Origin of the sequence: Streptomyces sp. 7N604 (assembly GCF_052245475.1) — a bacterium.
In the GTDB taxonomy this organism is placed as follows: Bacteria; Actinomycetota; Actinomycetes; order Streptomycetales; family Streptomycetaceae; genus Streptomyces.
Genome location: NZ_JBQQBX010000040.1, coordinates 21,450 through 37,415 on the forward strand (window position 1 = coordinate 21,450; position 15,966 = coordinate 37,415).

11 protein-coding genes are annotated in these 15,966 nt (G+C 69.0%); 7 read left to right on the forward strand and 4 right to left on the reverse strand.

All coding sequences use genetic code 11. From position 1 onward, the window contains the following. The first annotated feature begins 7 nt into the window (after positions 1-7). The 4 genes from ACTWP8_RS33160 (at position 8) to ACTWP8_RS33175 (ending at position 3,884) form a co-directional block, all read left to right on the forward strand. Positions 8-685, forward strand: coding sequence for a LuxR C-terminal-related transcriptional regulator (locus ACTWP8_RS33160; RefSeq protein WP_443325783.1), 678 nt, complete (start codon positions 8-10; stop codon positions 683-685). Then, positions 669-1,574, forward strand: a complete 906-nt coding sequence (locus ACTWP8_RS33165; RefSeq protein ID WP_443325784.1) for a cyclase family protein — start codon at positions 669-671, stop codon at positions 1,572-1,574. Before ACTWP8_RS33160 ends, ACTWP8_RS33165 begins: the two co-directional genes overlap by 17 nt. 9 nt (positions 1,575-1,583) lie before the next feature. Continuing rightward, positions 1,584-2,471, forward strand: a complete 888-nt coding sequence (locus tag ACTWP8_RS33170; RefSeq protein ID WP_443325785.1) for a Rossmann-like and DUF2520 domain-containing protein — start codon at positions 1,584-1,586, stop codon at positions 2,469-2,471. 81 nt (positions 2,472-2,552) lie between these two features. Further along, positions 2,553-3,884: a cation:proton antiporter gene (locus ACTWP8_RS33175; RefSeq protein WP_443325786.1), complete on the forward strand. Its 1,332-nt coding sequence runs from the start codon at positions 2,553-2,555 to the stop codon at positions 3,882-3,884. Between the two features lie 12 nt (positions 3,885-3,896). On the opposite strand, the gene ACTWP8_RS33180 is transcribed toward ACTWP8_RS33175, so the two are convergent. Beyond that, positions 3,897-5,546 carry a BTAD domain-containing putative transcriptional regulator gene (locus ACTWP8_RS33180; protein WP_443325787.1) on the reverse strand — a complete coding sequence of 550 codons (1,650 nt, stop codon included), beginning with the start codon at positions 5,544-5,546 and terminating at the stop codon, positions 3,897-3,899. A gap of 702 nt (positions 5,547-6,248) precedes the next feature. Beyond that, complete coding sequence (locus tag ACTWP8_RS33185; RefSeq protein ID WP_443325788.1) at positions 6,249-6,719, reverse strand: ATP-binding protein; 471 nt, start codon at positions 6,717-6,719, stop codon at positions 6,249-6,251. 553 nt (positions 6,720-7,272) lie between these two features. On the opposite strand from ACTWP8_RS33185, the gene ACTWP8_RS33190 reads away from it, so the two are divergent. Further along, a complete protein-coding gene (locus ACTWP8_RS33190; RefSeq protein WP_443325789.1) occupies positions 7,273-10,089 on the forward strand; it encodes a BTAD domain-containing putative transcriptional regulator in 2,817 nt (938 codons plus the stop codon). A 17-nt stretch (positions 10,090-10,106) separates the two neighbouring features. Here the strand turns inward: ACTWP8_RS33190 and ACTWP8_RS33195 are convergent, their stop codons facing one another. Together ACTWP8_RS33195 and ACTWP8_RS33200 are read right to left on the reverse strand one after the other, a co-directional pair. After that, a complete protein-coding gene (locus tag ACTWP8_RS33195) occupies positions 10,107-10,286 on the reverse strand; it encodes a hypothetical protein (protein WP_443325790.1) in 180 nt (59 codons plus the stop codon). Positions 10,287-10,432: 146 nt separating this feature from the next. After that, on the reverse strand, positions 10,433-13,279 hold the full coding sequence (locus ACTWP8_RS33200) for a BTAD domain-containing putative transcriptional regulator (RefSeq protein WP_443325791.1): 2,847 nt from the start codon (positions 13,277-13,279) through the stop codon (positions 10,433-10,435). A gap of 316 nt (positions 13,280-13,595) precedes the next feature. Between ACTWP8_RS33200 and ACTWP8_RS33205 the strand changes: the two genes are divergently transcribed. Both ACTWP8_RS33205 and ACTWP8_RS33210 read left to right on the forward strand, forming a co-directional pair. Continuing rightward, positions 13,596-14,960 carry an extracellular solute-binding protein gene (locus ACTWP8_RS33205; protein WP_443325792.1) on the forward strand — a complete coding sequence of 455 codons (1,365 nt, stop codon included), beginning with the start codon at positions 13,596-13,598 and terminating at the stop codon, positions 14,958-14,960. Continuing rightward, positions 14,957-15,835, forward strand: a complete 879-nt coding sequence (locus ACTWP8_RS33210; RefSeq protein ID WP_443325793.1) for a carbohydrate ABC transporter permease — start codon at positions 14,957-14,959, stop codon at positions 15,833-15,835. The genes ACTWP8_RS33205 and ACTWP8_RS33210 overlap by 4 nt, the downstream gene beginning before the upstream one ends. Positions 15,836-15,966: the final 131 nt, after the last annotated feature.

Genomic DNA, 15,966 nt, shown 5'->3' on the forward strand with positions numbered 1-15,966 from the left:
AGCAAGTATGAGCGAAGAACAAACGCAACGGCCCCTCACGCTACTTCTCGTCGACCATCACGCGCTGTTCCGGGAGGGGCTGGCCGAGATCTGCTCCGCCGAGGACGACCTCGTCGTCGTCGGGCAGACCGACACCGCCGAGTCCGCCGTCGTGGCGGCGGCCCAGGAAAAGCCGGACGTCGTCGTGGTGGACGTCTCCGTCCCGCAGCCGGACCCGGCGTGGATCCTGCGCGCCCTCGGCCGTGCCGCACCCGCCTCCAGGGCGATCGTCTTCACCGAGAAGGAGGAGCCGCGGCTGGTCACGCGGGTGGCCACCGCGGGCGCCCGCGCCTACGTACTCAAGAACGCCACCAGGGTGGAGATGCTCTCGGTGATCCGTGCGGTGGGAAACGGCCGGGAGAGCGTGCTCTTCTCCGGGACTCCGCGGGCCCTCAACAACCTGCACCGGCCAGTCGACAGCCTGCTCTCCACGCGAGAGCTGGAGATCATCGCACTGGTCGCCCAGGGCATGACCAGCGCCCAGATCGCCTCCAGCCTCTACATCTCAGGCGGCACCGTCAAAAGGCATCTCACCAACATCTACACCAAGCTCGGCGTCGCCTCCAGGATCCAGGCGATCAACAAGGCAACGGCGTTGGGCCTGTTCCCCGAGAGGGTGATGAGCAGCTATGAATCCGGTTCGTGAGGACGGGGGCACGGCCCTCGAGGGGTCGCGCGTGCCCGCCGGTTCTCCGTTCGGCGGGCACACGCACGAGTTCGTCGATCTCACCCTGCTCATCGCCGAGGACCTGCCCTGTTACTGGCCGACGCACCAGCCGTTCCAGCACAAGACGTGGAACTGGTTCCGGGACCAGCGCGATCCGGCCGCGACGGTGCGCAACCGGACCGGCCCGTACGCGACCCGCTGGATGGCCATCGACGAGCACACCGGTACCCACGTCGACGCGCCGAGCCACTTCATCCCACCACCGGGATCGGGCCTCGCGCACAGCGGGCCCGCCGCCGCCGTCTCCGCCGACGGCATACCGCTCAGCCAGACGATCGGTCCCGCGGCCGTCATCGACCTGACCGACCTCCCGGAGGGGACGGAAGCCGGGGTCAGCCCGCTGGTCACGCCCGCCTCGATCGAGTCCTGGGAGGACGCGCACGGACGACTCGGCAGCGCCGACATCCTCCTGCTGCACACCGGCTGGGACCGCCACTACCAGCGGGGGCGGGCCGGTGAGGCCTACCTGGGGGATGCCGTCAGGGGCAGCCGACCGGCCTGGCCGGCGCCGGATGTGGCGGCGGTGGAACTGCTGCTTGAGCGAGGGGTGCGCTGCATCGGCACCGACGCGCCGTCCATCGGGCCCGCCCACGGCGACCTCGGGCAAGCGGTCCACGTGGCCGGCCTCGGCCGCGGAGCCGTGTTCATCGAGTGCCTGACCGCGCTGGACCGCCTCCCGCCGCGGGGCGCGTGGTTCTGCTTTCTGCCACTCAAGGTCGAGGGCGCGACGGGAGCGCCCGGCAGGGCGATCGCGTCCGTTCCGGCCGCCGCATATCCGCCTGAGGCACGGCACGCGCGCGGACGGTGATCTGAGGCCATGGAGGTCATACCAGTAGCGGAGCTCCAGCGGCTTCGGGCCGGCATCGTTTCCGCCGGACGCGTCGGCGCCGTCCTCGGCGCGGCCCTCGCGCGCGGGGGACACCCGGTCTCGGCTGTGCGCGCCGCTAGCCCGAACTCCCGGCGCCGAGCCGATCAGTTGCTGCCCGGCGTCGCGCGGGCGGACTCCGACGGCGTGGCCAGGCGCTGCGACCTGTTGCTGCTGGCCGTGCCGGACGACGTGCTCGCCGAGGTCGTCGGTGACCTGGCAGGCAACGGTTCACTGCGCACCGGCCAGATCGTGCTGCACACGTCGGGCGTGCACGGCGTCGGCGTGCTCGAACCCGCCGCAGCGTCGGGCGCCCTGCCGGTGGCCCTGCACCCCGCGATGACGTTCACCGGCGGCGCCGAGGACCTGGAACGGCTGGCGTCATGCGCGTTCGGGGTCACGGCGGCCGACGACGCCACGGCCCGCATCGGTGAGGACCTCGTACGGCAGTTGGGCTCCGAGCCGGTGCGGATTCCGGAGGCGGCGCGGCCCCTGTACCACGCGGCCCTCGCGCACGGCGCCAACCACCTCCTTGCGCTGGTCAGCGACTGCGTGAACCTGCTGCGCGGTGCCGGCATCGACTCGGCGGAACGCCTGATCGAGCCCCTGCTGCGCGCCTCGCTGTCCAACGCGCTGCAGCACGGCGCCGCGGCCCTGACCGGACCGGTCGCCCGAGGGGACGTACGCACGATCGGCCGGCACCTCGACGTGCTGGGCCGGCAGGCCCCTGAGCTGCTGCCGACCTATCGCGCCCTGGCGGGGCGCGCCGCGCACCTCGCCGCGGGCGCCGGCCTGTTGCCCCACGAAGCGCTGCCTGCGGTCGAGGAGCGCCTGCGCTGAGCAGTCGTCGGGTAAGGAGGCAGCCGGTCACTGGCCGGCCCGTCGCCACCCCGTGAAACCCGTCCTTCGGAGGCTGTCACCATGTTCGCCCAGACGCCTGTGGAACCCCTGCCGGCCACCCAGTCGTTGATATTCCTGCTCCAGGTCGGCCTGCTCCTGGCCCTGGCCCACGCGATGGGAAGGCTCGCCATGAAGTGCGCCATGCCTTCCGTCGTCGGCGAGTTGTGCGTGGGCATCGTGCTCGGTCCGACGCTGCTGCAGCTCATGCTGCCCGAAGTGTCGTGGTGGCTGTTCCCCACGGACCCCGAGCAGATGCACCTCCTGGACGCGGTCGGGCAGATTGGTGTGCTGCTTCTGGTGGGTCTCACCGGGGTCCACCTCGATGCCGCTCTGGTGCGCCGCCAGGGGCTGACCGCGGCCAGGGTCAGCGGGTTCGGGCTGATCATCCCCCTGGCCCTCGGCACGGCGACCGGCTACTGGCTACCCCGCTCGCTCACCCCGGACGGCGCGGACCGGACCGTGGTCGCTCTCTTCCTCGGGGTCGCCATGTGCGTCAGCGCCATCCCGGTCATCGCCAAAACCCTCATGGACATGAACCTGATGCACCGCGACATCGGCCAACTTACGCTGACCGCGGGCATGGTCGACGACGCCTTCGGCTGGATGATGCTGTCGTTGATCTCGGCCATGGCCACCACGGGATTAACCGGCGGAGCGGTGCTGTCCGCGCTGATCTCGCTGGCCGGCGTGCTCCTCCTCGCGGCCGTGGCCGGGCGGAGCCTGATCCGGCCTCTCTTCCGGTTGACCAACGGAGCAGCCGACGTGACGCCCACCATCGCCACGGCCATGACACTGATCCTGCTCAGTGCGGCGGGGACCCAGGCCCTCCATCTGGAAGCGGCCTTCGGGGCATTCGTCTGTGGGGTTCTGATCGGCAAGTACGGCAGGCCGGACCCGGCCCGGCTGGCGCCGCTGCGCACCGTCACCCTGGTCGTCTTCGCCCCGCTGTTCTTCGCCACGGCGGGCCTGCGGATGGATCTCACCGCGCTGGGCCGACCAGCGGTCCTCGCCACCGCGGCGGTCGTTCTCCTCGTCGCGGTGGTTGGCAAGTTCGCCGGGGCCTACGTCGGGGCGCGTACCAGCGGACTGGGCAACTGGGAGGCTCTCGCCCTCGGGGCCGGAATGAACGCCCGCGGCGTCGTCGAGGTGATCGTCGCCATGATCGGCCTGCGGCTTGGCGTGCTGAATACCGCAACCTACACGGTGATCGTGCTGGTCGCGATCGCCACCTCGGTCATGGCACCGCCCCTGCTGCGGATTGCTATGACACGGATCGAGCAGACAGCGGAGGAGACGGAGCGATGTGATCGCCAGCAACTGTCTCCGCCCAGCTTTCCCACTGGGGATCGCTGAGCGATCGCGCGATCATCGGTGCGCACGGTCCCCGCCCCCGGCGGGGCCGGAAAACGGGGGCGGGCAGGGACCCGCCCAGGCCTGTCCAGACCCGCGGTGCCAGGCCGGCCGTGGGGCGGGTGGGTCCTCGGGCACCGGACGGGTCACCTCGTCGTTCTCCGCAGCGGAAGGAGTAGCGAGGCGCTCGCTGCGCTCCCGGGCTACTCTCCGCTCCCCGGGTGGCTTGTCCTCAGGGCTGCCGCCCTTGACCCGCTCCGCCCGCCGGGGCTGCAGCGCTTCCCATCCCCTGGGTGGCTCCGGACCGACCCGGTAGGCGATGCCGATCTCGCTCGCCCGCCGGGTGGCCTCACAGACCCGCACCTCTCCTGGAGGCACCAGTGCGAGCAGCCGGAGACATCGGTCCAGCACACCACCGGTCACCGTGGGCGGGGCGGTCGCGTCCTCGGGCTGCACCCGTACGAAGGCGTCGCCGGTGACCACCGCGACATGTGCGCGCCCGGCAGTTCCAGGACCCCGGGTCGCGGCTCCGGAGTCGCGGGCACCGAGCCGGTCGCGGATCGCCAACCCTGCCTGCACCGCCCGTACCGCATGGTCCTCACTGGTGTCGGCCACTCCGAACAGCGCCGAGAAGACCGACCCCAGGGTGCTCCCGACAGATCCGCCGAAACGCTCACACTCCTCGCGGACAGCCGACTCCACCTCCCTCAGGACGTCGTCGACGCCCGCCGGGTCCTGCCTGTCGTCCCCGGCACTCGAACGGGCCCACACCAGAACGGCGCTGATCTGTTTGCGCTCTGGTCCGCGGTGCACCGCCGGCTCGCCGCCCCCTCCTGTCACCGTGACGGGGCCCGCGATCGCGGCGGGCCGCACCTCGGCCGTGTCCGGCTCGACATCTGCGGTTCCAGAGGGCGCCGACCGCGTCGGGGCGTCCAGCTCCGGGGCGTGGCACAGGATCGCCTGCTCCAACCTCTGTAATTCAGGGCCGGGTTCGAGGCCGTAGCGCTCGACGAGCTGGGTCCGGGCGCTGCGGTAGGCCGCGAGCGCGTCGGTCTGCCGGCCGCAGCGGTACAGCGCCAGCATGAGCTGGCCGCACAGCCGCTCCCTGGACGGCTCCGTGGCGACGAGCGCCTCCAGTTCACCGAGCACTTCGTTGTGGCGTCCGGACCCCAACTCGGCCTCGATGCAGTCCTCCAGCGCGTCCAGCCGCGCATTCTCCAAGGCGGCCAGTTCCGGCCAGGCGACCCCGTTCTCGACCAGGTCGGCCAGTGCCGGGCCCCGCCACAGCGCCAGCGCCTCCCGCAGCACGCGGGCCGCCGACTCATACCCCCCGGCAGTCAGGTCGGCTCGCCCCTGATCGACTAGATGCCGGTAGCGGAACAGGTCGACACAGTCGGCGTCGACCCGGAGCAGATACCCGGGAGTATGGGTCAGCAGCATTGCCCGGTCAGCGGCGCAGGTGTCGGCGGACAACACCCGGCGCAGGTCCGAAACGGCGTTCTGGAGCATCTTCCGTGCCGTCAGGGGGGTGTCGCCCGGCCACAACGCGTCGAGCAGCCCGCTCGTCGCCACGACGCGATTGGCGTGGATGAGCAGATACGCAAGCGTCGCACGTTTGGTGATCCCTCTCACCGGCACCAGTGCGCCGTCACGAAAGACTTCCAAGGGACCCAGTAAGCAAAACTCCACGTGCCCTCACCTGTTCCTTGCTGCCTGCACCCCGCCTCCCGCGCGGTCGTCGCGGAAGGCCACACCGGGCAGGAAAACGGTTCTGCATTCCCTCCTCCAAGGAGTTTGCAAGATGCAGTAATTGAAGGGAATACAACTTACTGCACCCACTTTTGCGTGAATGCAGCATGCATATACTCTGACGCTATGTGGACCGGATGCATCATACGTGCGAAGGAGTCACGCCCCCTCGGTTCCGAAAAAATCCCTGGAATGCTTCGGGCGATCTCACCGAGCGCATCAAGATAATTACAGCCGGCGGACCACCCCCGGCTCTTACACGTTCCCTACTTCACGCAACCTGGGCAATGGGCGCGTATGGCATATTACGCTTTCGTGTAGGCGGGTTACGAAATTTCATTCCCCGACTCTCCCGGCGGCCAACGAAGGGGAGGGGCCTTGTCCGGCCCTCTGCGGTTGTTCATTCGAAGCGGCGAGAACGTGGTCACCGCGGCGGTATGCCCGGCGAAGGCGAGCAGAATCGACTCGTCGATGACGAGCCATTCGCCCGCCTCCTCGACTGACGCGGGCTCCGGGAAGGTCGCGACTCACGAAGAGGACCCATCACACAAGGACCTGAGCAGCCACCTCTGGAGCGGTGTTGGAAGCCCCGCACCCCCAAACAGCGGCGGTCACAGATCAGTTGCGGTCGCTGTCGGCTGCGGAGCTCGTGCGGAACGAGCACCACGTCGTTTTGGTGCCGTGGGGGTTCTTGCGAAACCCCCACGTGTCGGAGAGGAACTTCACCAACTGCAGTCCCCGCCCACCTTCCTCTTCACTGCTCGCTTGCCGCAGTACAGGCTCAGCAGGAGAGTCGTCTTCGACCTCGACACACAGCGCATCGCCGTTGTACTTCAAAGTAAAACCGATAGTCCCGCATGGGATGCATTTGACAGCGTTGGTGACCAGCTCACTGGCCACGGTCTGAGCATCTTCGACCAGAGCGGTCAGTCCCCATCGAGGCAGTTGCTTCGCCACCAGATCGCGGGCGGCTTTGGGGAGGGTCTCGATATGGTGGTCGACCGGGATGGGGCCTAACTGGGCCTGCCGTGGAGTGGTCGAACGCAGAGTGTTCTTTCTCCAGAGATGGCCGGCACCAGTCCCGGTCATTGCGGCTCCTCAGACGTAGAATGGGTTCGGCCGGGGAGTATGCATTTGAAATCCCAGCGTCCCTGGCGTCCCACCTCTGCATTCTCGACGGATGCGTGCTGATCCATAGGAACGTTTTCCGCAGGCTCCAGCAAACGCCTTCACCCCGTCGACCCGCGTCCAGTCAGGCCGCGCCCGGTGCGGTTCGTCGGCATCCATTACCCAGTGATACAGCACAGGTGGACGGACGGCCTTGTACGGTTCTTGCTAAGCCCTTGCACGCCTCGCAGGAGGTTGTCAGGGTCGTAAGCGGCGAAGCCAGGGTCCAGGATGCCAGCGCTCCTGGGACCGCCCCGGGGCCCCAGGGGCGCCAGCCCCGTCACGGCCGGGCGGCGCGTCCACAGGGGCGCGAGGGAACTGCTGCGCTTCCCTCACCTCCTGATCGCGCTCTGCTGCGCCCCGACGCGCCCATGGGCCCCGCGTTGTTGTTGTGCAATTGCCCAGCGGAGCCTTCTCTTGCCGAGTTTGCTGTCCGAGGGACATTCCAGGTCACAGAAGCCGGGGTGGAGCAGTGGTGGTGGAGTTCAGGGTGCTGGGCAGCATCGAGGCGCGCGTCGACCGTCAGCTCGTCGAGCTTGGTACTGCGCGGCAGCGGCTGCTGGCCGCCTTGCTGGTCAACCTCAACCAGGAGGTATCGATCGACGAGCTGGCGGAACGGATCTGGGGGACGGAACAGGCCCAGCGGGGCACCTTGTACGGCTATCTGTCCCGGCTGCGGCGGGCGTTGGCCGCGGCGGAGGGTGTGGAGATCACCCGCAGGCCGGCCGGGTATGTGCTGGCCGCCGATCCGGCCGTGGTCGATCTGCACCGGTTCCGCGATCTGGTCGGCCGGGCTCGTACGGTGCGGGACGACGGGCAAGCCGCGAACCTGTTCGGGCAGGCTTTGGAGTTGTGGCGGGGCGAGGCCCTGGCCACGGTGGACACCGCATGGGCGGGCATGGTGCGCGAGGAGTTGCACCACGAACGGCTGGCGGCCGAGCTGGACCGGACCGAGGTGCGGCTGCGCCTGGGTCAGCATGCCGAGCTGCTCGCAGGCCTGCGAGCGCGGACCAAAGAACACCCCTGGGACGAGCGTTTGGCCAGGCAGCTGATGCTGGCTCTGTACCGGTGCGGGCGTACCGCGGAGGCGCTGACGCACTACCAGCACACCCAGCGGCGGCTGGCCGAGGAACTGGGCATCGACCCCGGCCCGGAACTGCGACGGTTGCACCGGCAGATCCTTACCAAGGACACCGCCCTGACTCCCGGCGCGGGTGTGGCCCCGGCTTCACCGGTGCCGCGACAGTTGCCCGCGCCCCCGGCGTTGTTCACCGGCCGGAGCCGGGAACTGGCGCGGCTGTCCGCGGCGCCCGCCGAAACGACCCCGGACGGGGTGGGGGGCACGGTGGTGGTCTCGGCGATCGGCGGGATCGGCGGGATCGGCAAGACGTACCTCGCCCTGCGCTGGGCCCACCAGCACCTGGACCGCTTCGGCGACGGGCAGCTGTACATCAACCTGCGCGGCTTCGACCCCAGCGGGGAACCGCTGGCCCCCTCGGTGGTCATCCGCGGCTTCCTCGACGCTCTCGGCGTGGCGTCAGAGGCGGTGCCCGCTGACCCCGATGCCCAAGCGGCGTTGTATCGCAGTCTGGTGGCGGGCAAGCGGATGCTGGTGATGCTGGACAACGCCCGCGACACCGCCCAGGTAGTTCCGCTGCTGCCCGGCAGCCCGAGTTGTACGGTCCTGGTCACCAGCCGCCACCAGCTCGTCGGCCTGACCGCCACGCACGGCACCCAGCCTCTCGCCCTGGACACGCTGCCAGAAGCCGAGGCCCGTCAGTTACTCGCCCGCCACCTGGGAACCGACCGACTGGCTGCCGAGCCTGATGCGGTGGCGGCGCTGCTGAGGCACTGCGCGGGCCTGCCCCTGGCCCTGAGCATCCTCGCCGCCCGCGCAGTCGCCCGGCCGGGGCTTCCCCTGGCCCATCTCGCGGAGGAACTGGCCCAGGCCAGCGCCCGGCTGGACGCGCTGGACGCCGGGGACCTCAGCGCCGACCTCCGCGCGGTCTTCGCCTCCTCCTACCACACCCTGAACACCGCGGCAGCCCGCGCCTTCGCCCTGCTCGGACTCGTCCCCGGCCCCGACATCAGCCTGCACGCGGCCGCGAGCCTCACCGGGACCACCCCCGCCCGCACCCGGGTACTTCTGCGCACCCTGGAGACCGCCCACCTGGTCCAGCAGCACACCCCCGACCGCTACCGTATGCACGACCTGGTGCGCCTCTACGCCGCCGAACGCGGCCACGACCTGGACGAGGCGGACCGGACAGGAGCGCTGCGGCGGCTGCTCGACTTCTATTTGCACACCGCGTACCACGCCAACCGGCTGCTCTACCCGCACTGGACGATCCGGCTGGAACCAGGCACGCCCGCCGACGGCTGCACCCCCCACCGGTGTGCGGACGTAGCAGAAGCGCAAGCGTGGTTCCGGGCCGAACTCCCCTGCCTGCAAGCCGCTCCCCGGCTCGCCCGCGCCCTCGGCTGGCACACCCTGACCTGGCAGCTGCCCGAGGCACTGTTCAACATCCGGATGAGGCAAGGCCGTCTCGGTGAGGATCTGGCGATCTGGCGGACCGCGGTAGAGGCCGCCCAACGGCTGGGCGACCCGGCCGCCCATGCGGTGGCCCGCCTGCGCCTCGGACAGGCCTGCAGCCTGACAGGCCGTTACGACGAGGCCCGCTCCCATCTGGAACAGACCATAGCCCTGTTCGAACACACCGGTGACCTTCTGGGGCAGGGCCAGACCCACTTCTGGCTCGGCATAACGTGGGAGCAGCAAGGTGAGCCCCAGCAGGCGCTGCTGTGGCACGGGCGTGCTCTGGACCACTACCGGGCCGTCGGCGACGCCCTGCATGAGGCCGGAGCCCTCAACACCATCGGGTGGTGCCATGCCCGGCTGGGCCGCCATGAACAGGCCCACGGCTACTGCGAGCAGGCCCTGGCCATCAACCGGGCCGAAGGTGACCGCTACGGCGAGGCTCTCAACCTGGAGAGCCTGGGCTATATCGCCCATCAGCGTGGCCAGCACCGGCAGGCCCTCGAGTACTACCACCAGGCCCTCACCCTGGTCCGGGAGGCCGACGCCACCTGGAGTGAAGCCAAGATCCTGGGGTGCATCGGCGATGTTCACCATGCTTTGGGCCAGCACGCCGAGGCCCGCCGGGCCTGGCGGCGGGCCCTGGAGCTGTACCTGATCCAGCACCGCACCCCACAAGCCGCACACATCCAGCAACAACTCGACACCCTCAACGACACCGAATCCGACGCAGATCCGCCCGCCCGGGCCGAGTGAGGTGTTCCAAGCGCTGATCATTTCCAGATTCGGTTGAGGACGAGGCGGCGCGGGCTGAGGGTGAGGGTGAGGTACTGCAAACTGCGCCGACGTTGCTCGAGTTCGGCGGCGCCTTCACCCAGGGCGCGGATGTCGCGCACCAGCATGTTGAACATGCGGGTGTCGACACCCGGGGCCTGCTCGGATTGGCCCTGCATGGGATCAAGTTGCGCCCGACGCAGTTCGCCGGTGGTAGCTGTGGCCCCCGCACGTGTACGGCATGTCGCACGTGTACGGCATGTCATCCGTCGGACCGGCCCCTGCCTCGGGTGTCCCGCGGCAGCCCCGCCCCCTTTCGCGACCGTTACTCGGCCCGGGCGGGCGGATCTGCGTCGGATTCGGTGTCGTTGAGGGTGTCGAGTTGTTGCTGGATGTGTGCGGCTTGTGGGGTGCGGTGCTGGATCAGGTACAGCTCCAGGGCCCGCCGCCAGGCCCGGCGGGCCTCGGCATGCTGGCCCAGGGCGTGGTGGGTACCGCCGAGATACTCCAGAACCTCGGGTTCGTCCAAGGTGGTATCCGCCTCCCGGACCAGGGTGAGGGCCTGGTGGTAGTACTCGAGGGCCTGCCGGTGCTGGCCACGCTGATGGGCGATATAGCCCAGGCTCTCCAGGTTGAGAGCCTCGCCATAGCGGTCGCCTTCGGCCCGGTTGATGGCCAGGGCCTGCTCGCAGTAGCCGTGGGCCTGTTCATGACGGCCCAGCCGGGCATGGCACCACCCGATGGCGTTGAGGGCACCGGCCTCATGCAGGGCGTCGCCGACGGCCCGGTAGTGGTCCAGAGCACGCCCGTGACACAGCAGCGCCTGCTGGGGCTCACCTTGCCTCACCCAGGTCCAACCGAGCCAGAAGTGGGTCTGGCCCTGCCCCAGGATGTCACCGGTGTGTTCGAACAGGGGCAGGGTTTGCTCCAGCTGGGCATGGGCCTCGTCGTAACGGCCTGTCAGCATGCAGGCCTGTCCCAGACGCAGGCGGGCCACCGCATGGGCGGCCGGGTCGTCCAGCCGTTGGGCGGCCTCGATCGCGGTCCGCCAGATCGCCAGATCCTCACCGAGACGGCCTTGCCTCATCCGGATGTTGAACAGTGCCTCGGGCAGCTGCCAGGTCAGGGTGTGCCAGCCGAGGGCGCGGGCGAGCCGGGGAGCGGCTTGCAGGCAGGGGAGTTCGGCCCGGAACCACGCTTGCGCTTCTGCTACGTCCGCACACCGGTGGGGGGTGCAGCCGTCGGCGGGCGTGCCTGGTTCCAGCCGGATCGTCCAGTGCGGGTAGAGCAGCCGGTTGGCGTGGTACGCGGTGTGCAAATAGAAGTCGAGCAGCCGCCGCAGCGCTCCTGTCCGGTCCGCCTCGTCCAGGTCGTGGCCGCGTTCGGCGGCGTAGAGGCGCACCAGGTCGTGCATACGGTAGCGGTCGGGGGTGTGCTGCTGGACCAGGTGGGCGGTCTCCAGGGTGCGCAGAAGCACTCGAGTGCGGTCGGAGGTGGTCCCGGTAAGATTGGCGGCCGCGTGCAGGCTGATGTCGGGGCCGGGGGCCAGTCCGAGCAGGGCGAAGGCGCGGGCTGCCGCGGTGTTCAGGGTGTGGTAGGAGGAGGCGAAGACCGCGCGGAGGTCGGCGCTGAGGTCCCCGGCGTCCAGCGCGTCCAGCCGGGCGTCGGCCTGGGCCAGTTCCTCCGCGAGATGGGCCAGGGGAAGCCCCGGCCGGGTGGCGGCACGGGCCGCCACGATGCTCAACGCCATGGGGAGACCCGCGCAGTGCCTCAGCAGCGCCGCCACCGCATCAGGCTCGGCAGCCAGTCGGTCGGTTCCCAGGTGGCGGGCGAGTAACTGACGGGCCTCGGCTTCTGGCAGCGTGTCCAGGGCGAGAGGCTGGGTGCCGTGCGTGGTGGTCAGGCCGACGAGCTGGTGGCGGCTGGTAACCAGGACCGTACAACTGGGGCTGCCCGGCAGCAGCGGGGCCACCTGGGTGGCATCGCTGGCGTTGTCCAGCATCACCAGCATCCGCTTGCCCGCCATGAGGCTGCGATACAACGCCGCTTGGGCATCGGGGTCAGCGGGCACCGCCTCTGACGCCACGCCGAGAGCGTCGAGGAAGCCGCGGATGACCACCGAGGGGGCCAGCGGTTCCCCGCTGGGGTCGAAGCCGCGCAGGTTGATGTACAGCTGCCCGTCGCCGAAGCGGTCCAGGTGCTGGTGGGCCCAGCGCAGGGCCAGGCAGGTCTTGCCGATCCCGCCGATCCCGCCGATCGCCGAGACCACTACCGTGCCCCCCACCTCGCCCGGCCCGTCCGCCCCGGCCAGCGCGGTCGTGAGCGCGGCCAGTTCCCTGTCCCGGCCGGTGAACAACGCCGGGGGCGCGGGCAACTGTCGCGGCACCGGTGAAGCCGCCTGCACCGGAGCCGACCCGGCAGCCACTCCGACTCCGGGGGTGAGGGCGGGGTCGCCGGTGAGGATCTGCTGGTGCAGCTGCTGCAGCTCTGGGCAGGGGGTGATCCCCAGTTCCTGGGCCAGGACCTTTTGGGTGTGCTGGTAGTGCGTCAGTGCCTCCGCGGTACGCCCGCACCGGTACAGAGCCAGCATCAGCTGCCTGGCCAAACGCTCATCCGACGGATGCTGTCCCGCCCGAACTCGCAGGCCTGCGAGCAGCTCGGCATGCTGACCCAGGCGCAGCCGCACCTCGGTCCGGTCCAGCTCGGCCGCCAGCCGTTCGTGGTGCAACTCCTCGCGCACCATGCCCGCCCATGCGGTGTCCACCGTGGCCAGGGCCTCGCCCCGCCACAACTCCAAAGCCTGCCCGAACAGGTTCGCGGCTTGCCCGTCGTCCCGCACCGTACGAGCCCGGCCGACCAGATCGCGGAACCGGTGCAGATCGACCACGGCCGGATCGGCGGCCAGCACATACCCGGCCGGCCTGCGGGTGATCTCCACACCCTCCGCCGCGGCCAACGCCCGCCGCAGCCGGGACAGATAGCCGTACAAGGTGCCCCGCTGGGCCTGTTCCGTCCCCCAGATCCGCTCCGCCAGCTCGTCGATCGACACCTCCTGGTTGAGGTCGACCAGCAAGGCGGCCAGCAGCAGCCGCTGCCGCGCGGGACCAAGTTCGACGAGCTGACCGTCGACGCGCGCCTCGATGCTGCCCAGCACCCCGAACTCCACCGCCACCGCGGTCCCACCCCATCATCCTTGACCTGACTCGTCCGACCTCGTCTTCTGGGGTACGGATCTTGCCGGGCGATTTTAGACGCGCCGGCAAATTTCCCGCGCTGTGTGGGCGTATGTCAGAAGCAGCCAGGCATGGCCAGGGGGCGCACAACGGGGTCGCGCTGCCGCGACCGTGCATCCGGACAATGCCCAACGGCCCGGAACGTCCCCTTCCCCGGCAGGCTCTTTCCCCCCACTATGAGTCACCCCCTGGCCACCAGTCAGGAAAGGTGTACGGACGGTCACCTGACCGATCCAGCGTCGGCCGCTTCAGGAGATGATCTTGCGCCCCACAACCTTATTGCCCCTCGCGCTCAGCACTGCCCTGGTCGGCACCCTACTCACCGCATGCGGCAGCGGATCCGGCAGCGATGCGCACACCGTCCGAGTGGTGTTCCAACAGTCCTTGGACAACAAGGCCAGGACCATGGACAACCATCTGGCACGGGTGAAGAAGCAGTTCGAGGAGAGATACCCAGACAAGAAGGTCAAGCTGCTCCCGATCAAAGCGGCGCCCGCGGACTACTACACCAAGGTCCAGCAGTTGATGCGCTCGCCAAAGACCGCCCCGGACCTGGTCTACGAGGACACCTTCCTCATCAACGCCGACATCACCGCTGGACTGCTGCGCCCGCTCGATGGCTATCTCAAGGACTGGCCGGAGTGGGACAAGTACGTCGACACCGCCAAGACGGCGGCCAAGGCGCAGGACGGCAAGACCTATGGCATCCCGGACGGCACCGATACCCGGGGGCTGTGGTTCAACAAGGACATCTTCGCCAAGGCCGGGCTGCCGAGGAACTGGCAGCCGAAGAGCTGGGACGATGTCCTGGACGCCGCCCGGACCGTCAAGAAGAAAGTGCCGGGTGTCACCCCGCTGAACGTCTACACCGGCAAGAGTCAGGGCGAGGCGGCCACGATGCAGACCTTCGAGATGCTGCTCTACGGCACCGGCAAGGACCCGCTCTACGACGCAGAGAACAAGAAGTGGGTGTCCGGCAGCAAAGGTTTCCGGGACGCGCTGAACTTCGTCAGGACCGTGTACCACGAGAAGCTCGGGCCGAAGGTCCCCGACGCGCTGGATCCGAATGTGTACACCTGGGTGACCGGGGAGTGGTTGCCCCAGGGCAAGCTGGCGATCGCGCTGGACGGGTCGTGGCTGGGCGGGACTTGGATCAAGTCCGGCGCTGCCCCGTGGAAGCAGTGGGACAAGGTGCTGGGGCAGGCGCCGATGCCGACCCAGAACGGGCAGTCGCCTGGCGCGGTGAGCATGTCGGGCGGCTGGACCTGGGCGATCCCGGCCAAGGCCAAGAATCCCGAACTGGCCTGGGAATTCATCGAGGTTCTCGGCACCAAGCGCAACTCCGTCGCCTACAACGTCGCCAGCGCGAACATCGCGGTACGCAAAGATGTCGCGGAGGACAAGGCGTATACGGGCTCGATGCCCGGCCTCAAATTCTTCACCTCCCTGGTGGAGCACACCCACTACCGGCCGACGCTTCCCGCCTATCCACAGGTGTCCACCGCCATCCAGGAGGCGATGGAGTCGGTCACCACGGGGGATGCCTCGGTTGAGAAGGCGGCGGACGCCTATGACAAGCAGCTGAAGTCGATCACTCGCGGGGCGGTCATCGAGAAGTGACCGAAGCAGCCAGGGCCAGACACCTGCCGCGCTGGCGCTGGCTGGCGATCGGCCCGGCGACCGTGCTGCTGTTGCTCTTTCTCGCCGGGCCGATCGCGTACTGCGTCTACATCGCGTTCACCGATACGCAGCTCTCGGGGCAGGCGTCGGCGTCGTTCATTGGCTTCGACAACTTCCGCCGGGCCTTCGATGACGACAATTTCCGCAACGCCGTGTGGCTGACGCTGGTCTTCACGATCGTGTCGTCGGCCCTCGGACAGAACGTGCTGGGCTTGACCCTGGCCGTGCTGATGCAGCGTGCGTCCCGGCCCGTACGCTTCCTCACCGGCGCGGTCGTCATCGTGGCCTGGGTTCTGCCCGAGGTGGTGGCGGGCTTTCTGCTCTACGCCTTCTTCCGTGACGAGGGCACGCTCAACACCATCCTGTCCTGGCTCCATCTGCCCGGCCAGGACTGGCTGTTCACCCTCCCCATCCTCGCGGTGTCCATCGCCAACGTCTGGCGCGGCACAGCGTTCTCCATGCTCGTCTACTCGGCCGCGCTGAGCGAGATTCCCTCCGAAGTCACCGAGTCCGCCCAGGTGGACGGGGCGAACACCGTACAGCGGCTGTGGCGTCTGACCCTACCCATGATCCGCCGGGCGATCGGCACCAACCTGATGCTCAACACGCTCCAGACACTCTCTGTCTTCGGACTCATCTGGGCGATGACCCGCGGCGGCCCCGGAAACCGCAGCCAAACCCTTCCGCTGTTCATGTACGAGCAGGCCTTCAAAAACAGCCTGATCGGCTACGGCACGGCGGTGGCCCTTCTGCTCCTCCTCGTCGGGGCGCTGTTCTCGGTGTGCTATCTGCGGCTGATGCGGGAGGAGGTCTGACATGGGCAAGCGGCACCGGTTGCGCCGACGCTCGGCCGCCGACCTCGCGGTGCTCACCGTCGTCGGGGGCCCCACGGGCGGGAGGGGCTGAACGATCACGGCGTAGACACTGTCTACTCCCTGTGGTAGAC